Raw genomic sequence first — 20678 nt, 5'->3', positions numbered from 1 at the left:
CGAAGTCCCGCAGGATCAGCTCCATGGCGAAGAACACCCCGGCCAGCGGGGCGTTGAACGTGGCGGCGATCCCGCCCGCCGCACCGCAGGCGACCAGCAGCCGCCGACGGTCCTCCGGCATCCGCAGCACGCCCCCGACGGTCGATCCCAGCGCCGAACCGATCTGCACGATCGGCCCCTCCCGGCCCACCGAGCCGCCCGACCCCATGCACAGCGCCGACGCCAGCGCCTTGACCACCGCGACCTGCGGGGCGATCCGTCCTCCGCGATGGGCGACGGCGTACATCACCTCCGGCACGCCGTGCCCGCGCGCCTCCTTGGCGAAGCGCTGCACCAGCGGCCCGTACAGCAGCCCGCCGACCACCGGTGCCAGCACCACGAACCACGGGCCGAGCCACGGCAGTCCGGGATGGGCGGCGTGACCTGCGGCGGAGTAGTCGGCGTGGCCCGACAGCAGCCGGGTGAAGGTCTGGATCAGCCACCGGAAGGCGATCGCCCCCAGCCCGGCCCCGCACCCCACGAGCAGCGCGAGCGCGATCACCCCTCCCTGCCTCTGGCCCGCGCTGCTCAGCAGCCGGGCACCCGCTCGCGCGGGAGGAGACGGCGTTCGCCGGAGACCGATCGTTTCACTACCCATCTTTGCATTATGCAAAAGAATGAGTGCAGCGCACAGACGGCACCGGCCGGGTCGGAGGTGAAGGGCGGCTCCGAAGCGTGTCGTGCGCGCGCTGGAGCCACCCCCGGGGTCACCAGCTCGCGTGCGCCTGCGAGCCGCCCTCCACCGAGGGCTCGCCGCCCGCTTCCGTGAAAGCCCGCAGCGCTTCGATGAGATGGCGCCGCTTGCCTGACGGCATTTCGTCGACGATGCGTGCGATCTCCCGCCGCCGTCGGCCCGTGGCTTCGTTCACGATCCGTCGCCCCTCCCTGGTGAGGGAAATCACACTGGTGCGCCGGTCTTCGGCGGAGACGCCCCGCGCGACCATGCCCGCCGCGACCAGCCGGTCGATCATGCGCATGGCCGTCGACGGCTGCACTCCCAGCTCCCCGGCCAGCCCGGAGAGGCTCAGCGGTCCCCGGCCGTCGAGAACGACCAGCATCCGGAACTGAGGCAGCGTCAGGGTTTCCTCCACCGCGGCCAGGGACCGGGCGGAGACGGCGACGAGCAACCGGGACGCGGTCAGCAGGGCGGTGACCATCGCCTCGGCATCGGACTCGGAGGCTGGAGAAGGGTGGGACATACGCCCTTTCTATCGTCCCGTTCCCGACGCCGCGTTCCCACCGCTCATCGGGCGCCATTCATGCCGTCCCGTCCCCGCCGCGCAACGTCAGGGGCGGGTCGCCACCAGGAGATCGACCACGTAGGTCTCTTCCACCGCCTCGTCGGGGAAAGCCCGGCTCAGCAGCTCACGCTCATCGGCGAAAAAGGCATGACGGTCAGCCCGATCAAGGACGAGGAACGCCGAACGGCTGCCGATATTGGCGAGATGCACGTCCACGGAGACCGTGCGGCTCCAGCGCACCTGGCGGCGCGCGACCCGCAGCCCCGTCAGGCCCGCCAGCCGGATGGCGTCGCTGTCGCTCGGGCGCACCGCGGATCTCGGCTTCACTCCGCAGTGGTGAGCGATGCGCTCGTGCTGCTCACGGATCCACGGGACGTCGAAGGCCACCGCGAACTCCTCGACGTGCGACGCGGCGTCAGGTGCTGATGGGCGAGGCAAAGACGACGGTGATGTCCACCGCCGACGGCGGCCCCATGCCGCGTACCGTCTCCAGGTAGTCGGCGATCGCGTCACGGTTGCGCGTCACATGGACCTTGATGGGGCTCGCCGCGTCGTGGCCACGAAAACATGACCCGGGCGCGCACCCGGAGGAGCCGGATGCCGACCGTTTCGGCGGCGACGCCGTGGCCGTCCGTGCCCCGGGCCATCGCGTTCTCCGGTCGGGAGGCTCACCAGCGGTCCTGCTCGACGATGCCGCTCGTGGGGCTCAGGCGGGTGCGTAGGTCAGGCAGTCGGCCTCGGTCTGCTGGTGGCCCACGGCGATGCCGGGGGCGTGGCATTCGAAGTCGACGTTGTGCCGGCAGTCGGACATCTTGCACGCGCCGACCCGGCCGGTGGCGGACGGGGCGCCGCCCTTGGCCGGGGCGTGGAAGAAGGTGTCGCAGTGTGCGTGCCGGACATCGCCCACGGTGATGGCCAGGGCGTGGCAGGCGCGGTCGCGGTTGTAGGCGCAGTCCTCGACCGTGCACTCGGTCACGACGGGCATTTCCATGACGACGGTCTCCTCGTGTCGGTGTGTTCCTCCGGCTCGCCGACCGCAAGCGGCAGGCGGCTGACGTGAGCGTGGGCCCACCAAGTCGAGCGTGAGCGTCGACACCGCCGACGGCCAGCGGACTCCCGCCGAACGGGGCAATGCCCCTGGGGCGTCCTGCGGACCAGGCGGCACACCTCCCGCACGGCGGTCGCACGGCTCGGTGCTGCCCTACGGCGAGGTGGCAGGACCCCGGTTTCTCGGTACCCCGGCGGGTACCCGGGTCTTGGAGGCAATGCCGGATACGGGTGCGTTGCACCTCGAAAAATACCCCCCCAGGTATTGCTGTTAGGGTGAGAGAGGAATACCCCCGGGGGTACACCGTTCCGGGAAGGAGTCATACCCGTGTTCTTCATCGACACCCTGGAGATCGAGGGCCTGGGCAACCGCAGTTACCTGGCCGGTGGTCCGCGGGCCGCGGTGGTGGTCGATCCGCCGCGCGACGTCGATCAGGTGATCGCCGCCGCTGCCCGGCGCGGGGTGCGGATCGCGTACGTGGCGGAGACGCATGTGCACAACGACTACGTGAGCGGTGGCCTGGAGCTGGCCCGGCTCGCCGGCGCCCGCTACCTGGTCCCGGCTGCCGCGGACGTCTCCTGCGCTCGTGCTCCCGTCGCGGACGGCGACACGGTCGAGGTGGATGAGAACCTGGTGCTGCGCGCGATCGCGACCCCGGGCCACACCCCGCACCACACCTCCTACGCGCTTGAGGAGGGCGGGCGCGCGGTGGCGGTCTTCACCGGCGGCTCGCTGCTGATCGGCTCGGTGGGCCGTCCCGACCTGGTGGAGCCGAGGCTGACCGAGCAGCTGGCCCGCGCCCAGCACGCCTCCGCCCACCGGCTCGCCGACGAGCTGGAGGACGGGGTGCCGGTGCTGCCCACGCATGGTTTCGGCAGCTTCTGCTCCTCTTCCCAGGCCGAGGGGGACACGACCACGATCGGCAAGGAACGCGCGAGCAATGACGCGTTCAGCCTGGACGTGGACACCTTTGTCGAGCGGACGCTGGCCGGTCTGGAGGACGTGCCCGCCTACTACGCGCACATGGGGCCGGCCAACGCCGTCGGTCCCGCGCCCGTCGACCTCACCCCTCCCGAGCCCGCCGATGCCGCGCAGATCGCGAAGCGGCTGGCGGCGGGCGAGTGGGTGGTGGACCTGCGCAGCCGGGTCGCCTTCGCTGACGGCCATGTGGCCGGCTCCTTCAACTTCGAGGGCGAGGGCAAGCTCGCCACGTATCTGGCCTGGCTGATCCCGTGGGGCAAGCCCGTCACCCTGCTCGCCGAGACCTCCGCACAGATTGCCGCCGCCCAGCGGGAGCTGGTCAGGGTCGGCATCGACCGCCCGGCCGCGGCCGCCACCGGCGACCCGGCCGGCTGGGTGCCCGCAGGCGAGGCCCTCGCCTCGTTCCCCCGTGCCGCCTTCGCCGACCTGGCCACCGCCTGCGAGCGGGAGGAGCAGGTGGTCGTGCTCGATGTGCGGCGCGATTCCGAGCGCGCCAAGGGGCACGTCGAGGGCTCGGTGCACATCCCGATCCACGAGCTGCACACTCGCCTCGCCGAGGTGCCGGCGGGGACGGTGTGGGTGCACTGCGCCGGCGGGATGCGCGCGGCGATCGCCGCCTCTCTCCTGGACGCGATCGGACGCCAGGTCGTTGCCATCGACGACGGCTTCGAGGCCGCCCATGACGCGGGCCTGACCGTCGCCCGTCCCTGACTCCGCTCTTTTCCCAACCGCTCAGCGAAGGCACGTCATGTTCCTCTTCCGCCGCGGCTTCGGCCGCCTTGCCCTCGAACAGGCCCACGCCTGCGATGCCGTGCTGCTGGACGTGCGCGAAGCTGCCGAGTGGCGGGCCGGGCACGCGCCCGGCGCCATCCACCTGCCGCTGACCCGCGTGCTGACCGGAGCTGCCCTGCCGGATACTGTGCGGGGTCGGCCCGTGACCGCGATTTGCTGCTCCGGGCACCGCTCGCAGCAGGCCGCCAAGCTGCTGGCCTTCCACGGTGTCGACGCCGTTGACGTCACCGGCGGCATGACCGCCCGGACCGGGGCCGGACTGCCGGTGGTCGGCGAGGGTGAACAGGACGGCCGGACAGCGTGAGCGCCCTGATCCTGGCCCTGAGTGCGGGGGCCGTCGTCGGCCTGGCCCTCGGCGCCCTCGGCGGGGGCGGCAGTGTCCTGGCCGTCCCGGCCCTGATCTACCTGCTCGGTTTCACCCCTGCGGCGGCCACCACCGCAAGCCTGCTCATCGTCACCGCCACCTCGCTGACGGCCTTGTACGCCCACGCCCGCGCCGGCCACGTGCGCTGGTGGGCCGGAGCGGCGTTCGCCGCTGCCGGAATCCTGCCCGCCGCGCTGGCCGGAGCCGCCGCCGCCCGCCTGCCCCAAGCGGCCCTCACCACCGCCTTCGCCGTCGTCGCCGCTCTGACAGCGGTCCGCATGCTCCGGCCCGCCGCCCCCGGGACGGGAACCGGCGCCGGGCTGGGCGTCCTGACCGGTTTGCTGGGAGTGGGCGGAGGCTTCCTCGCGGTTCCCGCCCTGGTCACCGTGCTGGCCTTCGAGATGCGGGCCGCCGTCGGCACCAGCCTGCTGGTCATCACGGTGAACTCCCTGGCCTCCCTGGTCACCCGCTCCGATGCCGCCGCCACACTCGACTGGGCGGTCGTCGGCCCGTTCACCGGGGCCGCGATCCTGGGCGCCTGGGACGGCAAGCGCCTTGCCGGCAAAGTCTCCGGATCCCGCCTTCAGCAGACGTTCGCGATCGCGCTGCTGGCCGTGGCCGCCTTCATGCTCGTCGATGTGCTGACATGACCCGCACCTCAGGCAGGGGACGCCTCAGGCAAGGGACGCCTCAGGCAAGGGAGAGGAACAGCTTCTCCAGCCTCGCCCGCATCTGCTTCCGGTCCCCGACCGCTTGCCCGCCCTCGGCCACGCAGTGCTGCAGACCGGTGGCGATGATCGCGAACCCGGCCCGGTCCAGCGCCCTGGAGACCGCTGCGAGCTGCGTGATCACATCCTCGCAGTCCCGGCCGTCCTCGATCATCTTGATGATCCCCGCGATCTGCCCCTGCGCTCGCCGCAGCCGGTTGAGTACGCCCTTCAGCTCATCGGCCGCCATCTCCAGCTCCACACTTCCTCCTCCATGGATACCCCCTAGGGTATCCTAGACCGTTTGACACCCCTCCGAGGAAAGGAATCCCGGCACGTGAACACTCCCACCGTCCTCCACCCCGCACAGGCCGCCGACGAGCTGCACCACTACACCGTCATCGACGTACGCACCCCCGGCGAATACGCCTCCGGCCACCTCCCCGGCGCCCACAACATCCCCCTCGACCACCTTCCCATCGCACTCCCCACCCTCGAGTCGGCAGCCGCCCGAGGCCGGCTGCTGATGGTCTGCGCCTCCGGCAACCGCTCCGCCACCGCCTGCGAACAGCTCACCGCCGCCGACATCCCCGCCACCAATCTCACCGGCGGCACCACCGCCTGGATGCAGCACGGCCACCCCGTGCACCGCGACGACGCGGCCAAGGCCACCTGGCCCATGGAACGCCAGGTGCGCTTCGCTGCCGGATCCCTGGTCATCGCCGGTCTCGCCCTGGGCGCCCGCTACCGCTCCGCCCGCTGGCTGTCCGCCGCCATCGGCAGCGGTCTCGTCTTCTCCGCCGTCACCGACACCTGCGGCATGGCTGCCCTGCTCGCCAAACTCCCCCACAACCAGTCCCGCACCACCGACCTCGACGCCACCCTCGACGCCCTCAGCCGGTAGCGCTTACCGGCGGCCGTCCCTCCGGTGCGAGCGGCTGGTCATAGAGGCGCTGGACTTCGCCGGGCGGCGCGGCCCGGATTCGCCTTCGGGGCCGGCGGCTCGCCCGGTTCTCCCCACCTCGCGGCTCCTTCTCGTCGCGGGCGTTCTCGTCGGCGGCTGGGCGTTCGGGCTGACCCACGTACCGTTGGGTGGACTCCGTCACAGTGGAGAAGCGAGTCGGCGCAGCACACCAAAGGCAGCATCACCAGCAGCGGCAGTGCGATCCGGGCGACGTCGCCGGGCTGGGAAGTGATCGTTTTCCCTGGAGGGCGACGAGGATGACGATCGTGAAGAGCAGCCCGTACGGCGCCCACGGTCCGATCTTCGGCAGGAAGCCGTTCTCGTACCGCTCGCGGCCGAGCCTGGTCTCGCCGATGCGGCGGGTGAGGAACCCGGCGAGGAGCGGGATGCCGAGGAAGATGACGACGTTGAGGACGATCTTCCGGGTGGAGATGTCCAGGTGCCGGGTGCGGGAAGTCTGACGACTGAGTACGGGGCTGGGGCACTCGATGCGTCCCAGCCCGCCTGTGCTTCGCTCAGGGCTGGTGTGTCAGCCGGGTGGCGGTGGCCGCGAGGGCGGCCAGGGCGAGGCAGATGGTCATGATGGCTGCCATCGGTGCGGGGCTGTGGGTGCCGAACAGTCCGACCAGTGGGGAGACGGCCGCGCCGAGGAGGAACTGGCCGCCGCCCAGGAGGGCGGAGGTGGCTCCGGGTGCTGTGCGTCCGCGGCGTTGGGCGATGGTGACCACGGTGGGGAAGAAGACCCCGAACGCGGTGAGGGAGAGCAGGAGACACAGCCAGGTCATGGACATGGTGCTGCCGACGGTCACCTGGACGAGCAGCAGGGCCGCTGGGCCTGCCATCGCCAGCACGGCGCTGGCGATGAGGAGGGTTTCGGCGGACCAGCGTTTGGCCAACCGTCCGCAGGCCAGGCTGCCCGCCATGTTGCCGATGGCGTTGACGCCGTAGACGAGGCTGCCAAGGGCCGGGGCGAGGTGGTAGATGTCCTGGAAGAGGAAGGTGGTCCCGGCGATGTAGGCGAAGACGGCTGCCCCGCCGAAGGCCAGGGTCAGTACCGGGGCGATGACGGCGCGCTGGGCGGCGACCTGTCCGATGGTGCGAAGGCTGGCGACCAGTCCTCCGGTCAGGCGCGCGGGTGGCGGATGGGATTCCGGGACCCAGCGCAGTACGCCCAGGACGAGGAGCAGGCCGATGAGGGCGAGGGCTGCGAAGACGTAACGCCAGGACACCGCCAGCAGAAGGGCTCCCCCGGCCAGCGGGGCCAGGACCGGGGCCGTGGCGCTGATCGCTCCTAACCGGGAGAAGACCGTGGCGAGTTCACCGTCGTCGAAAAGATCGGCGACCACCGCTCGGGCGATGACGATCCCGGCCGCTCCCGAAAAGCCCTGCCCGACCCGCGCCGCGTTCAGTACGGCCAAGGTCGGGGCCAGTGCACACACGACGGAGAAGAGGGTGAACAGCGCGGTCCCCGAGAGGAGGACCGGGCGCCGCCCGACCGCGTCACTGAGCGGTCCCAGGACGAGCTGTCCGGCGATGATGCCCGCCAGGAAGCCGGTCAGGGACATCTGCGCGCCCGAGGCGTCGGCCCCCAGTGAACGTGCCAGGTCCGGAAGCCCGGGAACGTACATGTCGGTCGCCAGCGGACTGGCCGCGCTCAGCCCGGCCAATACCATGAGCAGCCGCACCCGTTGCCGGGCCGCGACGCGAGGGGCGTGACGATGCCGGGGCGCGTTCTCGGTGTGGTGAGCGGTCATAGCGGGGCAGCCGCCCCCTCCGCGTCCGTTGGCCTTCGTCGCGCCTCCGTGGTGACCTCGGCCGCGGCCACCTGCTCCAGCAGTCCGGCGGCGATCTGCAACACACCGCGCTCGGCAGGCGACAGCGTCTGCCCCAGTGCCTCCGCCAGCCACCTGTTGCCGTCTCGGACGTGCTCCTGCAACGCATCCCGTCCCGCGTCCGTGATCGCGATGTTCTGGCGGCGCGCGTCCACCTCGCTGCGCGAGCGGCGGATACGACCCTGCTCCTCCAGCTCGTTGAGCACCCGGGTCAGGGACTGCACCTGCATGCCTTCGATGGCGGCCAGTTCGGAGGGCGTCAACGCGCCGCCGTGCCGGAGGTTGGCCAGCACCGAAGCCGCCAGTCGCGTCAGCGTCCGGCCGCTTCCCGGCTGCTCGGCGCGGAGCCGGGACGCCAGTCGGGACACCCCCCACCGCAACGACTCGGCCAGCAGGAGATCCGCGTTCGCTTGACTGTCCGCGTCACTATCCACAAGTAGAAAGCTAAGTCTTGGTATTCAAGAACCTCAACCCCAGGAAGCGTGCTTATTTACGAAGCTTTAACTTGCTCTCGGGGTACCGCTCGTCCGGGCTGTGCGGGGCGGGCAGCGCCAACGCGGCAGCAACGGAGCTGTCGCGTACCGGACTTCGACCGCCGCGAACGCGGCCAGTGCGGCAGCGCCCACGGCGAGGCCGATCACGGTTGTCGGTGCGTGCCAGCCGTGTGTGCCGGCCTGGGTGACGCCGTGGACGAGCGCGCCCACGCCGAGCGTCGCCAGCACCGCCCCCGGCAGGTCGAGCTTCCCGGCCTCGCCGCGGGCGCGGTCGGCGGGCAGCAGCCGTGCCGCGGCGAGCAGGACTGCCGCGCCGATGGGGACGTTGATCAGCAGGATCGACCGCCAGGTGAGGGTGTCGGTGAGAACGCCGCCGATCAGGTTGCCCGCGGCCCCTCCGGCGGAGCTGACCGCGGTCCAGGTGGCCAGGGCCCGGGTGCGGTACGGCCCTTCGGCGAAGGTGGTGGTCAGGATCGTCAGCGTGGCCGGAGCCAGCACTGCGGCCCCCAGCCCTTGCACGGCCCGCATCGCGATCAACAGCCCCGGCGTGGTGGCCACTCCGCCCGCCAGACTGGAGGCCGCGAGCAGCGCCAGCCCCCACAGGAAGACCCGGCGGCGCCCGTACAGGTCCGCCAGGCGCCCGCCGGGCAGCAGGAACCCGGCGAAGACCAGAGCGTAGCCGCCGACGACCCACTGCAACCCCACCCCGTCGAACCCCAGGGCGTCCTGGATCGCGGGCAGCGCGACGTTCACCACCGACACGTCCAGCACCACCATGAACTGGGCCGCACACGCCAGCCACAACACCGCTGAGTTCCTGTTGCCCGTAGCGGTTCTGGCACGCATCTGGCACGAAGGCGCAGGCGGCTAGAGGTCGTCTGGCAGCAGCCGGAAGGCGTGGGTGCCGGTGAGCGGGGTGATGGCTCTGAAGTCCCGGCGGTCAAGGGTCAGGATGATCTCGGTGTCGTACGCCTCAGTCAGGACGACGTTCACGGCATCGGTCAGATCGAGCCGCAGGGCTGCGTAGCGGTCCTGGACCTTGCGAGCCTTGCGCAGGGTACCGGCAGACACCTTGGGAACGGCCACGCGTCCGGTGTGTTCCTGTGTCAGGAGCCAGTCGTTCACCGCGTGGGCTGCGCGGCGATCGACATTGCGGGTGGTGATGTGTTCGATCTCAAGGATCACGAGGGGTGAGACCACGGTGAGTGCGGCCTGACGCATAGCGGTGCGCGCAGCCATGTGCTCGGGGTCCGAGGTGTTGAGGGCAGCGACCAGACCGGAAGTATCGCCGACGACGATCACTCGCCGTCCGCCACGCCGTCCGAGACCGCCCGGTCGATCTCTTCGGCGGTGACCGGACCGCCGAAATCAAGGCGGGGAATGTCCCAGTCCTCGTCCCAGCGCTGGGTACGCAGGGCCGCGAGGTGGAACGCCTCCCGGAAATACTCCGACTCGGATCGGCCCTCTCGTACGGCGGCTGCCTTGATCAGTGCGAGATCCTCTTCGTCGACCATGACAGTCGTCTTCTTCAGTGCCATGTGGTTATGGTACCAGCGCCATATGCTTCTGTCTGGGTCAAATGACATGTGGACCGCTCTCATCGGCGCTGTGGTCGGACTCGCTATCGGGGCGCTGGGTGTCTGGGTCACGATCAGGCCCGACAATCCCCAAAAGTGCATCACCTGGGAAGAGTGCAGAAACCAGAGCCTAGTGCCGACCACTGCTAGCGGTGCTCCTTGCCCTGTCTTCGTTTCACCAGCGCTTCTCCGGTGCCGCTGGTTCAAGCACGCCTTGTCGAGTTGAAGATTCGCAATGCAGGTCGCCGAGATGTAGCACTGGACGACTTCGCTCTCGATAACGAATCGCTCATCTTCAATTTCGGCGCTTGTATTGCCACAGTGCTCGATGTCGTCTCTTCTCCACCGTCTGCGCCGCAGCCAGATCTCGTACTCGACGGTTCCGAGCTGAAAATTCAGAAGTCTCCCATCAAGAGGGGGCGGGAATTGGTCGCGATCCGGTCCGAGCAGAGAAAGTGGGCCCACCGCGTCTAGGACAGAGGCCAAGCATCACCCGACGCCGAACCGTCAACCATCACCCGAGACCCGACACCTTGCGCTTGGCGCGTTCGTGCTCGGCGATGCTGATGATGGTCTCGGCTCCGTCGAGCTGGTGGCGACGGGTCGTTCCGGTTGAGCAGGGCGACGATGGGTCCGGTATCAACGATCAGCATCGGCTTCGCCGAGCTCCTCACGGGCGATGTCCTTGGAGCGGGCTCCGAGGTCGTCCGACGGGCCCTCGAAACTCCTGAGGACGCGGAAACGGCTCGGTGGTGGTGTCTTCACCAGGCGCAGGGCGTGCCGACGCAGCTACTCGACCTGCTCAGGCGCAAGGCGCTCGATGATGTCGTACAGATCGCTGTAGTCGTGGGCGGTAGTCATCGCGACTCTCCCTGTCGTCCGACTCTGGTGCCACGATAGCGCTCGGTCGCAGAGCTCCTGGGAGGTTCCTCGGGTGGCACAGGACCTGGCGCACGATGCTGCGTGCCGTCCGGGCAGCAAAGAAGCCCCGGGCCGCTGGCCTGGGGCTTCTGTCTGGAGCGGGTGACGAGAATCGAACTCGCGCTCTGAGCTTGGGAATCACCGGGCTTATCATGAGGCAACCGACTCTGACCTGTGGGAACGAGCGGCTGGCAGCGACCTGGCGGGGCTCGTCAGAGCCCCCGATTGACCGTCATTCACTGCCCGATCGGGCACGCATCGGGCACGAGCCCGGCGGGCACATCCTCCTGGTGTCAGCCAGCGGTGTCAGCCAGACCTCCATCGAGCCTGTTGTAGTACTCCCTGCAGAACTTCACCAGATCCTCGGCGTGTATGGCGCCGTACTCCTCTGGCGCCAAGATCGTGACCGCATCAATGATCTGGTGGGCAGAGGCCGAGCGGTATCCCTTTGCGCTGTCACCATCGGTGACGGAGACCTGCCCGTACTTCACCAAGGTCGGCGAGTCCTGGAAGGTGCGTGGCCTGCCCGAGTTGCGAGTGGCCACTGGCCTTGCCCGACGCGGGACCCGGACGGGGAGGTGCATAAAGCTGCGGAGCCTCCGGAGCGATCGGCTTTCTCCTAGGCCAAAGGGCTCGCTGCTGGCACCCGGCTCGGCGGTCGGCCTGGAACAGGGCGGCGACAGGAGCGACGGCCCGTCCCGCCGGGCCGCTTGCACGGTGCCTGGATGTTTTCGGCAATCGTGGTGGCGGAGCGCAGTTCAGACTAGTTGTTGCTGCCACTCGGCGAAGGTGGCGCGAATGGCGGCGGCTTGGTCGGCGTCGAGATCGTAGGCGGCGAACTGTTTGTCGCTGTACCGCTGGATGCGGCCGAGTGAGTCGGCGAACATACGGCGGTCGAATCCGGCGTCGTTCTGTGCGGCGAGTGCCATGAGCTGGTCGCGGGTGTAGCCGGCGTCCAGCAGTCCCGCGACGTCGATGGCGTCGCGGACCTCGGCTCGGGTGAACAGTGCGCTGGTCTTGCCTGCGGCGACATCGTCGCGGTGCAGGACCGGGCCCAGCTCGGATTCGACTGGTGCGTGGTGCAAGAACTCGGCGACGAGCTCCACCTTGCTCTGCGTGCCCGAGGCGGTGTCGGTGACGTTCAACCTGGTGTAGGTGGGGGTCAAGTGGGCTTGCTCGACGGCGTATCCGGCGGCTTCGTAGGCGGTGGTGATCCGTTCTGCGGCCTGGCTCATCTCGCGGCTCGCTCTGTCGAACGGCGCGAAGAGGTCCACGTCGTCACTGACACGGGTGACGATGTGGTGGGCCTGGACGGCGTATCCGCCCGCGAGGGCGTACCCGTAGTCCTCGGCAAGCGCGTCCAGCCCGATGCGGATCAGTTGGTGGTGCAGTTCGTCCACTAGGCGGCAGCCGTCGTGCTGGACCCGCGGAGTTCGGGGAAGCGAGCTTCCCAGGCCGCCCGGACCGGGGAGGGCAAGAACAGGTCTCGCCACACTTCTCGCAGAGGTGTGGTGTGCAGATAGGTCTTGAGGTCGTCGCGCGTCTGGGCCTCGCGGATGACGCGCTCGTACATCAGCCGGAAGTCTGCTTCGTCGGCCAGGTCGTAGACGTAGCGCGGTCCCCAGTCGATATGGCGCGGCAGGGTGACGTTGCCGGTCGTCGGGCCGTTCAGCTCGGCGAGCGATTCCGGCAGTACGTACGGCTTCGCCGCTGCATACCTGCTCATGGGTCCAGCATGCCTGATGTGGACTGCCGAGGGCATCGGCAGTGCGGATGAGTGCCCGAGGGAGTGAACGCTGCCGCCGGGGCGCGGAACGGAATCCCGCACGGATCGGGCACGGCGGCCCCGGAGAGGTCTAGACAACAAACAAGGCCCGGGTCTGTGACCTGGGCCTTTGCTATGGAGCGGGTGACGAGAATCGAACTCGCGCTCTGAGCTTGGGAAGCTCATGTTCTACCATTAAACTACACCCGCGAGTAGGCCCCGATCTCTCGGTGCCGCATCGTCGCTCACTGTACCCCATGGCTGACCCCCGGCGCATTCGCTGTGGGGTTTTCGTGCTTTTCGGGGGTGATGTCAGGTGGGTGAAGTGGCGGAAGGTGCTGTGGGGGTGGGGGAGTTGGGGCGTACCGTGGGGGGCGGAGTGCCGCGTGGAGCGGTGTGCGGTTGATCCCCTAATGTGGCTTTTGTCGTCCGCGTCGTCCACGTTTATGGGGAAGGGACTCAATGGAGCGCACCGTCGTCCGTTGTGCCGAAGGGCATGTGTTCAGCACCGCTTCGTTCCCGATGCGGCACCTCACGGTGGACCGCATCGGGCCCGGGCGGCTGCTGCGGTGTCCGCGTTGCGCCAGGCTCCGGCATGCGGTGCCGGTGGGGCGCGAGGAGCGGTAGGAGCCGCAGGGGTAGCGGGTAGTTGCGGTAGTCGAACGAAGATCGTGGGCGCGGGCCCGGTCCCCGGTGGGGCCGGGCCCGCGTCATGGGACGGGGCCGTCACGCGCGGTGGGAGCGGGCCCGCGGCATGGGGTGGGGGTGGTTTGCGTATCCTCGTTCCGTGCTTCTCTCAGACAAGGACATCCGGACGGAGATCGACGCCGGACGGGTGCGGATCGATCCGTATGACCCGGCGATGGTGCAGCCGTCGAGCATCGACGTCAGGTTGGACCGGTTCTTCCGGGTCTTCGAGAACCATCGCTATCCGCATATCGATCCGGCGGTGGAGCAGCCGGATCTGACGCGGCTGGTGGAGCCGGAGGGGGATGAGGCGTTCATCCTGCATCCCGGGGAGTTCGTGCTCGCCTCGACGTACGAGGTGGTCTCGCTGCCCGTGGACATCGCCTCGCGGCTGGAGGGGAAGTCGAGCCTGGGTCGACTGGGGCTGCTGACGCACTCGACGGCCGGGTTCATCGACCCGGGGTTCTCGGGCCATGTGACGCTCGAGCTGTCGAACGTGGCGACGCTGCCGATCAAGCTGTGGCCGGGGATGAAGATCGGGCAGCTGTGCATGTTCCGGCTGACCTCGCCCGCCGAGCATCCGTACGGCTCGGTGAAGTACGGCTCCCGCTACCAGGGGCAGCGTGGGCCCACGCCTTCGCGGTCGTTCCAGAATTTTCATCGGACGAAGGTGTGACCGGCCGTGGTTGAGGAGCGCGAGAACCTTTCGTACGAGCGCTTCGGCACGGCCGTCCGCGAGCTGGCGCAGGCCATCGCGGACGACGGGTACGAGCCGGACATCGTGCTGTCCATAGCCCGCGGCGGGGTCTTCGTCGCCGGTGGGCTGGCGTACGCGCTGGACTGCAAGAACATCCACCTGGTGAACGTGGAGTTCTACACGGGGGTGGGCACCACCCTCGACATGCCGGTGATGCTCGCGCCGGCGCCCGACGCGATCGACTTCTCCGACAAGAAGGTGCTGATCGCGGACGATGTCGCGGACACCGGCAAGACGCTGAAGCTGGTCCGCGACTTCTGCCTCGGGACCGTCGCCGAGGTGCGCAGCGCCGTGATCTACGAGAAGTCGCAGTCGCTCGTGAAGTGCGAGTACGTGTGGAAGCGCACCGAGCGGTGGATCAACTTCCCCTGGAGTGTCGAGCCGCCCGTCGTGCGGCGTGACGGGCAGGTGCTCGACGCGTAAGCGTAAGGGGGCAAGAGGCAAGGGGCCCGGAGCGGGCCCCTTGCTTACAGGGTTCCCAGCTTCAGCAGCGACAGCAGCGCGATCAGCTGGATCGCCGACGCCCCCAGCGCCTTCTGCCACGGCAGGTCGTGCGACTTGCTCACCATGGAGGTGAACAGGAAGCCCGACGCCAGCCAGGTCGCCCAGCCCAGCACCTGCACCAGGGGGCTGTCGCCGCCCAGGAAGAGCGCGAACAGCAGCCGCGGCGCGTCGGTGATCGACATGATCAGCATGGAGAGGCCGATCGTCGGTCCCCAGGTGCCGTCGCCGCCGAGCTGGCGGGCGAGGGTGTGGGTGACCGCGCCGAGCACCAGGGCGCTGATGACGAAGGCGACGCCCGCGCTGAGGATCCACGGGATGCTGTTGGCCATCGGGGCGTTCAGGACGTCCTTACGGGCGTCGTCGAAGCCGAAGACCGCCAGCAGGCCGTAGACGAAGGTCACGATGAGGGCCGGGACCCACACCGTGTAGTCGCGCATCTGCCAGAAGGTGGCCGCCGGGCGCAGCACGATGCCGCTCAGCAGCTGCTTCCAGTGCAGCCGGGGACCGGCGGGCGGGGCGGTGGAGGAGCCGGCGCGGTAGGTGCTGCCGTCGTCGTACGAACCGGGGCCCTGGCCGTACGGGTCGTACGCGTCGGGCGCCTCGCCCACGCTGAACGCCTGCGTGTGCCCGGCGTTGTTGTCGGCGTACGCCCCAGGGCCGCCGGGGCCGCCCGGCCTGCCGGGTCCTGGTCTGTACGCGCCGCCCTGACCGCCCTGGCCGTAGCCCTGGTCCGGGCCAGGGCCGCCGCCGGGGCCGTAGTACGGGTCCTGACTGCCGAAGTACTCCGGCTCTCCCTGTGTAGCGGGCTGCTGCCACTGCGGCTGCGTCCGGCCGTACGGGTCCTGCGACCCGTGCGGCGGCTGCTGCGGTCGCTGCTGCTGCCCTTGTTGCGCGGAGTGGGAGTCCCGTCCGCGTCCGATCCTGAATCCAGCCACCATTCGAACGTACCCGGTCGCGGAGGGTGGGGTGCCGGAGCGGGGGGACAGGCCCGGCATTGCTGCCGAGCTGTGACATCCCTTAGGGGGACCCCGGGGGGTTATCCCCCGTGCGAACCTCCAGTTGGTGCTAACCGGCCGCCGTGAAGGGCCTGCTGGAGAAGGTGATCTTGTCGCGGGTGCCGTTCGTGATCCACCATTGCTCGGGCCGTTCGCCGTACAGGGAGAAGGCGATGCCCGGGCCCCAGGCGAGCACGATCTCGTCCTTGCCGTCGTGGTCGAAGTCCGCCGCGCCGTAGAGCCGGGCGGCGCGCTCGTCCTCGCGTACGGGCTTGCCGTCCACCCGGGCCGGGACGGTGCGGGCGAGGGTGTGGCGGGCGGTGGCGAGGCGCCCGGGGCGCGGGGCCAGCAGCCGGGCGCCGCCGGAGCCGAGCGGGACGGCCAGCTCGTCGGCGCCGTCGCCGTCGGTGTCGGCGGACATCATCATCCCCGACATGCCCGGCACCGGGAGGGAGGGGGAGGAGCGGACGTAGCGGCCCGTGGCGGTGCCGTAGTAGACGCTCACCGTGCGGCCGATGTCCGGCTTCTCCGTCGCGTCGCCGCCCTCGTCGGCGCGGGTGCCGCTGGCGCCGACGGCGACATCCCGGCGGGCGTCCCCGTTGAAGTCGCCGAACGCGATCGAGTCGCCCTCGCGCAGTGCGCGCCCGGTGTGGCGCAGCCCCCGCGGGCCCGCGGTCAGGAGGGCGGAGCCGGACTGGGCGGCGGCGCTGAGGCCGTGCACGACCAGGTCGGTGGGGCGGTCGCCGCGGATCCGGTCGGCGACGAGGTCGCCGATCTCGGCGTGCCCGCCGCGGAACGGGCTGCGGTACGGCACGGTCCTGGCGGGCTTGCCCGCGCGGCTGAACGGCCCGTAGAGGACGAGGAACGAGCGGCGGTTCGCGCGGACCAGCGCCAGGTCGTGGTGGCCGTCGCCGTTGAAGTCGCCGACGGTGGGGCGCTGGGGGTCGACGGAATCGGTGGGGCCGGTGAGCTGGACGCGGGCGGCTGAGCGGGCGTGCGGCGGGCCGCCCGCGCTGCCCCAGGCGATGTACGGGGCGGTCCGCACCGTGGCGCGGGTGCGCTTGGCCTCGGCGGCGCTCAGCCGCTCGCCGCCGGTGGTGGTCACGTCGGCGTAGCCGTCGCCGTCGAGGTCGGCGGTGGTCACCTCGGTCGCGCCCGCGACGGCGACGTCGTCGGCGGGCAGGCCCAGGTCGGCCCGCCGGAGGACGGTGCGGGTGCCGGGGTGGAGGCCGTCGTGCGAGCCGTGGACGAACGCGATCCGGCTGGGCAGGCCCCGCTTGCGGGGCGGGACCGGAAGCTGGAGGTCCGGGTAGCGGTCCCCGTTGATGTCGTCGGGCAGCTTGCTGCCCTTGCCGCGCGGGACGGGGGCGGTCGCGCCGGACCCGGCCCCTCGGGCGGCGCCTCCGCCGGGCACGGCCCCGCCGGAGGCCGACGCGCGGGACCCGCGCTCGTCCCGTGGCCCGTCGCCGGAGCCATCCGCGCCGCATCCGGTGAGCAGCGCGAGCACCCCGGCCCAGACCCCGAAGGTCGTGAGGGCGGCGCGGCCGAGGGGTCGTGTGGGGGTGGAGGGAGGCGCGGGCGTCATCGGTCACCCCTAACCCATGCGGCACGGCCGCGGCAACCCGTACGGTCGCGGCACCCCGCACGGCGTCGCGGCAACCCCCACGGCGCGGCCCCGGCACGGGTCCCGGCGATCCGGGGGCCGGTGGGTTCCGGAGGTTCCGGGAGTGATCAGTCCGCTTGACTGTAAAGATGACCTTTGGAGCACAAGGGCTGTCCGGGACATTTACCTACCCATGGGTGGGGCATGATCCTGTGTGGATCCACGGGAATCCACAACCTTGTTGTGAGAAGGGATACTTCACGGCCAGGATCGGTTCATGTTCGAAGCGGGCGAGCGGGGGCTGCCATGTGCGTATCGCACGATGCATCAGTGACGGGTGAGGCACCGAGACCCATGGAGGGTGCGAGCGGGGTGTAGGCGCGATGTCGGACGGGAGTGGCCGGCCGGCAGCGGCGAATGCCGCTCGCCCGCCACAGCGCGAGAGTGCTAGAAATAACGACATGGCCGGACTTTTCGGTCGATCACGGGTCCCCTTGGCCCGGACCATGACCGACTGGCGGAATCAGCGCGGCCATCAGGGCCCCCGCCATCAGCGGAATGCCCGCGAGCGGAACGGGCACGACTCCACGGTGCACGAGACCGGGGAGCACCGGACGGATCAGGCGCAGAGGGCGCACCACCCGCACGAGCGGTACGAGGAGCACGGCCCCCGCCGGGGCCGCCGGGGCGGTCGGCCGCGCCGCCGCCCGCCGCGCGGTGTGCGTACGGTCGCGGGCCAGGTCTTCGTCCTCCAAGTGGGCGTCGTGCTGCTGCTCGTCGTCGCCGCCGTGGCGGCGCTCGTCCTCCAGTCCCGGTACGACAGCGAGCGCGAGGCCCGCAACCGCTCGATGGCCGTCGCCGAGAGCTTCGCGAACGCCCCGGGCATGGCCGCCGCGATGCGCGGCGCCGATCCGACCGCAGCGCTCCAACCGCTCGCCGAACGGGCCCGCAAGGGCTCGGGCGTCGACTTCGTCGTGGCCATGTCGCCGCACGGGATCCGCTACACCCACCCCAATGCGAACCGGATCGGGAAGCACTTCATGGGCAGCATCGACGCCGCCGTGAAGGGCCGGACGGTCACCGAGACCTTCACCGGCACGCTCGGCCTGTCCGTGCGCTCCGTCGTCCCCGTCCTCGACCAGCGCGGGAAGGTCGTGGGCCTGGTCTCGGCCGGGATCACGATCAAGAAGGTGAGCGGCGCGGCCAACCACCAGCTGCCGCTGTTGTTCGTCGCCGCCGCGGCCGCGCTCGCGCTGGCCACGGTGGGCACGGCGCTGGTCACCGGGCGGCTGCGGCGCCAGACCCACGGCCTGGACCCGGCCGAGATGACGCGCATGTACGAGCACCACGACGCGGTGCTGCACGCCGTGCGCGAGGGCGTGCTGATCGTCAGCGGCGACGGCCGCCTGGTGCTGGCCAACGACGAGGCGCGCCGCCTCTTCGCCCTGCCCCCGGACGCGGAGGGCCGTCTCGTCGCCGAGCTGGGCTTCGACCCGCACACGGCCGAGCTGCTGGTCTCCGGGCGCCCGGCCACCGACGAGGTGCACACGGCCGGGGAGCGGCTGCTGTCGGTCAGCCACCGCCCCACCGACCGCAACGGCGGCCCGCCCGGCAGCGTCGCGACCCTGCGCGACACCACCGAGCTGCGCGCGCTGACCGGCAAGGTCGACCTGGCGCGCAACCGCCTGAAGCTGCTGTACGACGCGGGCGTGTCCATCGGCACCACACTGGACGTGGTGCGCACCGCGCAGGAGCTCGCGGAGTACGCGGTGGCCCGCTTCGCCGACTACGTCTCCGTCGACCTCGCGGACTCGGTCCTGCGCGGCGAGGAGCCGCAGGAGGGCGCCGCCGGTACGACGGGCGGCGGGGGGAGCGCGGACGGCCGCCCCACGCCCCTGCGGCGTACGGCGCTCAGCGGCATCCGCGACGACGTGCCGCTCTACCCGCTCGGCAAGCTGATCCGCTTCACTCCGAACGCGCCGCAGGCCCGCGGGTTCCGCACCGGCATCGTCACGGTCGTCCCGGTGCTGAGCGACCACGGGGGCTGGCAGGAGCAGGATCCCGACCAGGCCCAGAAGATCGTCGACTGTGGCATCCACTCGATGATCACGGTCCCGCTGCGGGCCCGGGGCGTGGTGCTGGGCGTGGCCAGTTTCATGCGCGCCGAGAAGCCCGAGCCGTTCGAGGAGGACGACGTCTCGCTCGCCGAGGAGCTGGTCACCCGGGCCGCCGTCAGCATCGACAACGCCCGGCGGTACACCCGCGAGCACACCATGGCGGTGACGCTCCAGCGCAGCCTGCTGCCGCGGGTGCTGCCCGAGCAGAACGCGCTGGACGTGGCGTACCGCTATCTGCCCGCCGAATCGGGCGTCGGCGGCGACTGGTTCGACGTCATCCCGGCCACGGACTGCACGCGGCGGCGACCATGGGGCGGCTGCGGACCGCGGTGCACAACTTCTCCACCCTCGACCTGCCGCCCGACGAGATCCTGTCCCATCTGGACGATCTGATCGCCCGCATCGACCAGGACGAGGGCCACAGCGCCCTGGCGGACGGCGACGGCGGCGGTGAGGTGATCATCGGGGCCACCTGTCTGTACGCGATCTACGACCCGGTGACGCGGCGCTGCACCATGGCCCGGGCCGGGCACCCGCCGCCCGCGGTGGTGAGCCCGGACGGCACGGTGGAGCTCCTGAAGGACCTGCCCGTGGGCCCGCCGCTGGGCCTGGGCGGGCTGCCGTTCGAGACGTCCGAGCTGGAGCTGCCCGAGGGCAGCCATCTGGTGCTGTACACGGACGGGCTGATCGAGAAGCGCGACCGGGACATCGAGACGGGTCTGGAGATGCTGGGCGACGCCCTGGCCCACCCCGGGCGCACCCCGGAGGAGACCTGTACGGCGGTGCTGGACGCGCTGCTGCCCGAGCGCCCCAGCGATGACGTCGCGCTGATCGTCGCCCGTACGAGGGTGCTGGAGCCGGGGCGGATCGCCGACTGGGAGGTGCCGTCCGAACCGGCCCAGGTCTCCGAGATGCGGGCGGCGGTGGCGGGCAAGCTCGCGGAGTGGGAGCTGGGGGACGTGGCGTTCACGACCGAGCTGATCCTCAGCGAGCTGATCACCAACGCGATCCGCTACGCCACCGGACCGATCCGGGTGCGGCTGCTGTGCGACCGCAGCCTGATCTGCGAGGTGTCCGACACCAGCAGCACGTCACCGCATCTGCGGTACGCGGCGACGACGGACGAGGGCGGCCGCGGGCTGTTCCTGGTCTCGCAGTTCGCCGACCGGTGGGGCACCCGGTACACGGCGGAGGGCAAGGTCATCTGGACGGAGCAGACGCTGCCGCTGCCCAAGAACGGCAAGCGCCGGTAGGGCCGTAGGACGAGGTGAGGCCCGCCTGCGCGGTGCG

General features: G+C 70.5%; 20 protein-coding genes, 1 tRNA gene and 3 pseudogenes. 7 read left to right on the top strand and 17 right to left on the bottom strand.

The genetic code is table 11. The features are described 5' to 3' along the window. The 4 genes and pseudogenes from LCH29_RS28915 to LCH29_RS28900 form a co-directional block, all read right to left on the bottom strand. Positions 1-538: chloride channel protein (locus LCH29_RS28915; RefSeq protein ID WP_446464629.1), on the bottom strand; the 538-nt coding region annotated here is incomplete at its 3' end. 208 nt (positions 539-746) lie between these two features. Beyond that, on the bottom strand, positions 747-1238 hold the full coding sequence (locus LCH29_RS28910) for a MarR family winged helix-turn-helix transcriptional regulator (RefSeq protein ID WP_446464628.1): 492 nt from the start codon (positions 1236-1238) through the stop codon (positions 747-749). Positions 1239-1325: 87 nt separating this feature from the next. Beyond that, positions 1326-1739: pseudogene (locus tag LCH29_RS28905) on the bottom strand (SAM-dependent methyltransferase); the annotation flags it as partial. A 247-nt stretch (positions 1740-1986) separates the two neighbouring features. After that, positions 1987-2271 (bottom strand): DUF1540 domain-containing protein, encoded by a 285-nt coding sequence (locus LCH29_RS28900; protein WP_446464627.1) that lies wholly within the window; start codon positions 2269-2271, stop codon positions 1987-1989. Between the two features lie 384 nt (positions 2272-2655). Between LCH29_RS28900 and LCH29_RS28895 the strand changes: the two genes are divergently transcribed. Genes LCH29_RS28895 through LCH29_RS28885 form a run of 3 tightly spaced genes read left to right on the top strand, consistent with a single transcriptional unit; the run spans position 2656 to position 5115 of the window. Further along, a complete protein-coding gene (locus LCH29_RS28895; RefSeq protein ID WP_446464626.1) occupies positions 2656-4020 on the top strand; it encodes an MBL fold metallo-hydrolase in 1365 nt (454 codons plus the stop codon). Between the two features lie 37 nt (positions 4021-4057). Then, entirely contained in the window at positions 4058-4405 is a 348-nt protein-coding gene (locus LCH29_RS28890) for a rhodanese-like domain-containing protein (RefSeq protein ID WP_446464625.1), read from the top strand. Next, positions 4402-5115 (top strand): sulfite exporter TauE/SafE family protein, encoded by a 714-nt coding sequence (locus LCH29_RS28885; RefSeq protein WP_446464624.1) that lies wholly within the window; start codon positions 4402-4404, stop codon positions 5113-5115. The genes LCH29_RS28890 and LCH29_RS28885 overlap by 4 nt, the downstream gene beginning before the upstream one ends. Before the next feature lie 40 nt (positions 5116-5155). Here LCH29_RS28885 and LCH29_RS28880 read toward each other — a convergent pair whose 3' ends face one another. After that, positions 5156-5434, bottom strand: a complete 279-nt coding sequence (locus tag LCH29_RS28880; RefSeq protein WP_446464623.1) for a metal-sensitive transcriptional regulator — start codon at positions 5432-5434, stop codon at positions 5156-5158. A gap of 75 nt (positions 5435-5509) precedes the next feature. Between LCH29_RS28880 and LCH29_RS28875 the strand changes: the two genes are divergently transcribed. Next, positions 5510-6076 carry a rhodanese-like domain-containing protein gene (locus LCH29_RS28875; protein ID WP_446464622.1) on the top strand — a complete coding sequence of 189 codons (567 nt, stop codon included), beginning with the start codon at positions 5510-5512 and terminating at the stop codon, positions 6074-6076. A gap of 242 nt (positions 6077-6318) precedes the next feature. Here LCH29_RS28875 and LCH29_RS28870 read toward each other — a convergent pair. From LCH29_RS28870 to LCH29_RS28825, 10 genes and pseudogenes are all read right to left on the bottom strand, one after another. Continuing rightward, positions 6319-6578 (bottom strand): annotated as a pseudogene (locus tag LCH29_RS28870) (arsenic resistance protein); the annotation flags it as partial. Between the two features lie 73 nt (positions 6579-6651). Beyond that, positions 6652-7890 (bottom strand): multidrug effflux MFS transporter, encoded by a 1239-nt coding sequence (locus tag LCH29_RS28865; protein ID WP_446464621.1) that lies wholly within the window; start codon positions 7888-7890, stop codon positions 6652-6654. After that, positions 7887-8402 carry a MarR family winged helix-turn-helix transcriptional regulator gene (locus tag LCH29_RS28860; RefSeq protein ID WP_446464620.1) on the bottom strand — a complete coding sequence of 172 codons (516 nt, stop codon included), beginning with the start codon at positions 8400-8402 and terminating at the stop codon, positions 7887-7889. Before LCH29_RS28860 ends, LCH29_RS28865 begins: the two co-directional genes overlap by 4 nt. 66 nt (positions 8403-8468) lie before the next feature. Continuing rightward, entirely contained in the window at positions 8469-9269 is an 801-nt protein-coding gene (locus tag LCH29_RS28855) for an MFS transporter (RefSeq protein WP_446464619.1), read from the bottom strand. 60 nt (positions 9270-9329) lie between these two features. Continuing rightward, positions 9330-9764: a PIN domain-containing protein gene (locus tag LCH29_RS28850; RefSeq protein ID WP_446464618.1), complete on the bottom strand. Its 435-nt coding sequence runs from the start codon at positions 9762-9764 to the stop codon at positions 9330-9332. Next, on the bottom strand, positions 9761-10000 hold the full coding sequence (locus LCH29_RS28845; RefSeq protein WP_446464617.1) for a ribbon-helix-helix protein, CopG family: 240 nt from the start codon (positions 9998-10000) through the stop codon (positions 9761-9763). The genes LCH29_RS28850 and LCH29_RS28845 overlap by 4 nt, the downstream gene beginning before the upstream one ends. Positions 10001-11253: 1253 nt before the next feature. After that, positions 11254-11451 (bottom strand): hypothetical protein, encoded by a 198-nt coding sequence (locus tag LCH29_RS28840; RefSeq protein WP_446464616.1) that lies wholly within the window; start codon positions 11449-11451, stop codon positions 11254-11256. A 267-nt stretch (positions 11452-11718) separates the two neighbouring features. Continuing rightward, positions 11719-12360, bottom strand: a complete 642-nt coding sequence (locus tag LCH29_RS28835) for a nucleotidyl transferase AbiEii/AbiGii toxin family protein (protein ID WP_446464615.1) — start codon at positions 12358-12360, stop codon at positions 11719-11721. Then, positions 12360-12686 (bottom strand): hypothetical protein, encoded by a 327-nt coding sequence (locus LCH29_RS28830; protein ID WP_446464614.1) that lies wholly within the window; start codon positions 12684-12686, stop codon positions 12360-12362. The genes LCH29_RS28835 and LCH29_RS28830 overlap by 1 nt, the downstream gene beginning before the upstream one ends. 175 nt (positions 12687-12861) lie before the next feature. After that, positions 12862-12935: transfer RNA gene (locus LCH29_RS28825), tRNA-Gly, on the bottom strand. A 577-nt stretch (positions 12936-13512) separates the two neighbouring features. On the opposite strand from LCH29_RS28825, the gene dcd reads away from it, so the two are divergent. Both dcd and LCH29_RS28815 read left to right on the top strand, forming a co-directional pair. After that, on the top strand, positions 13513-14088 hold the full coding sequence (gene dcd, locus LCH29_RS28820; protein ID WP_009716281.1) for a dCTP deaminase: 576 nt from the start codon (positions 13513-13515) through the stop codon (positions 14086-14088). A gap of 6 nt (positions 14089-14094) precedes the next feature. After that, positions 14095-14592: a phosphoribosyltransferase gene (locus LCH29_RS28815; protein WP_446464613.1), complete on the top strand. Its 498-nt coding sequence runs from the start codon at positions 14095-14097 to the stop codon at positions 14590-14592. A gap of 44 nt (positions 14593-14636) precedes the next feature. Here the strand turns inward: LCH29_RS28815 and LCH29_RS28810 are convergent, their stop codons facing one another. Both LCH29_RS28810 and LCH29_RS28805 read right to left on the bottom strand, forming a co-directional pair. After that, a complete protein-coding gene (locus tag LCH29_RS28810; RefSeq protein WP_446464612.1) occupies positions 14637-15611 on the bottom strand; it encodes a Yip1 family protein in 975 nt (324 codons plus the stop codon). 127 nt (positions 15612-15738) lie between these two features. After that, the gene (locus LCH29_RS28805; RefSeq protein ID WP_446464611.1) at positions 15739-17253 is read right to left on the bottom strand and encodes an FG-GAP and VCBS repeat-containing protein; all 1515 of its coding nucleotides are present in this window, start codon (positions 17251-17253) and stop codon (positions 15739-15741) included. A gap of 737 nt (positions 17254-17990) precedes the next feature. On the opposite strand from LCH29_RS28805, the pseudogene LCH29_RS28800 reads away from it, so the two are divergent. Beyond that, positions 17991-20641 (top strand): annotated as a pseudogene (locus LCH29_RS28800) (SpoIIE family protein phosphatase). Positions 20642-20678: the final 37 nt, after the last annotated feature.

It is taken from the genome of Streptomyces sp. BRA346, from assembly GCF_052851135.1.
Note: the sequence above shows the minus strand (reverse complement) of the source record. Positions and strands in the feature narration are given on the sequence as shown.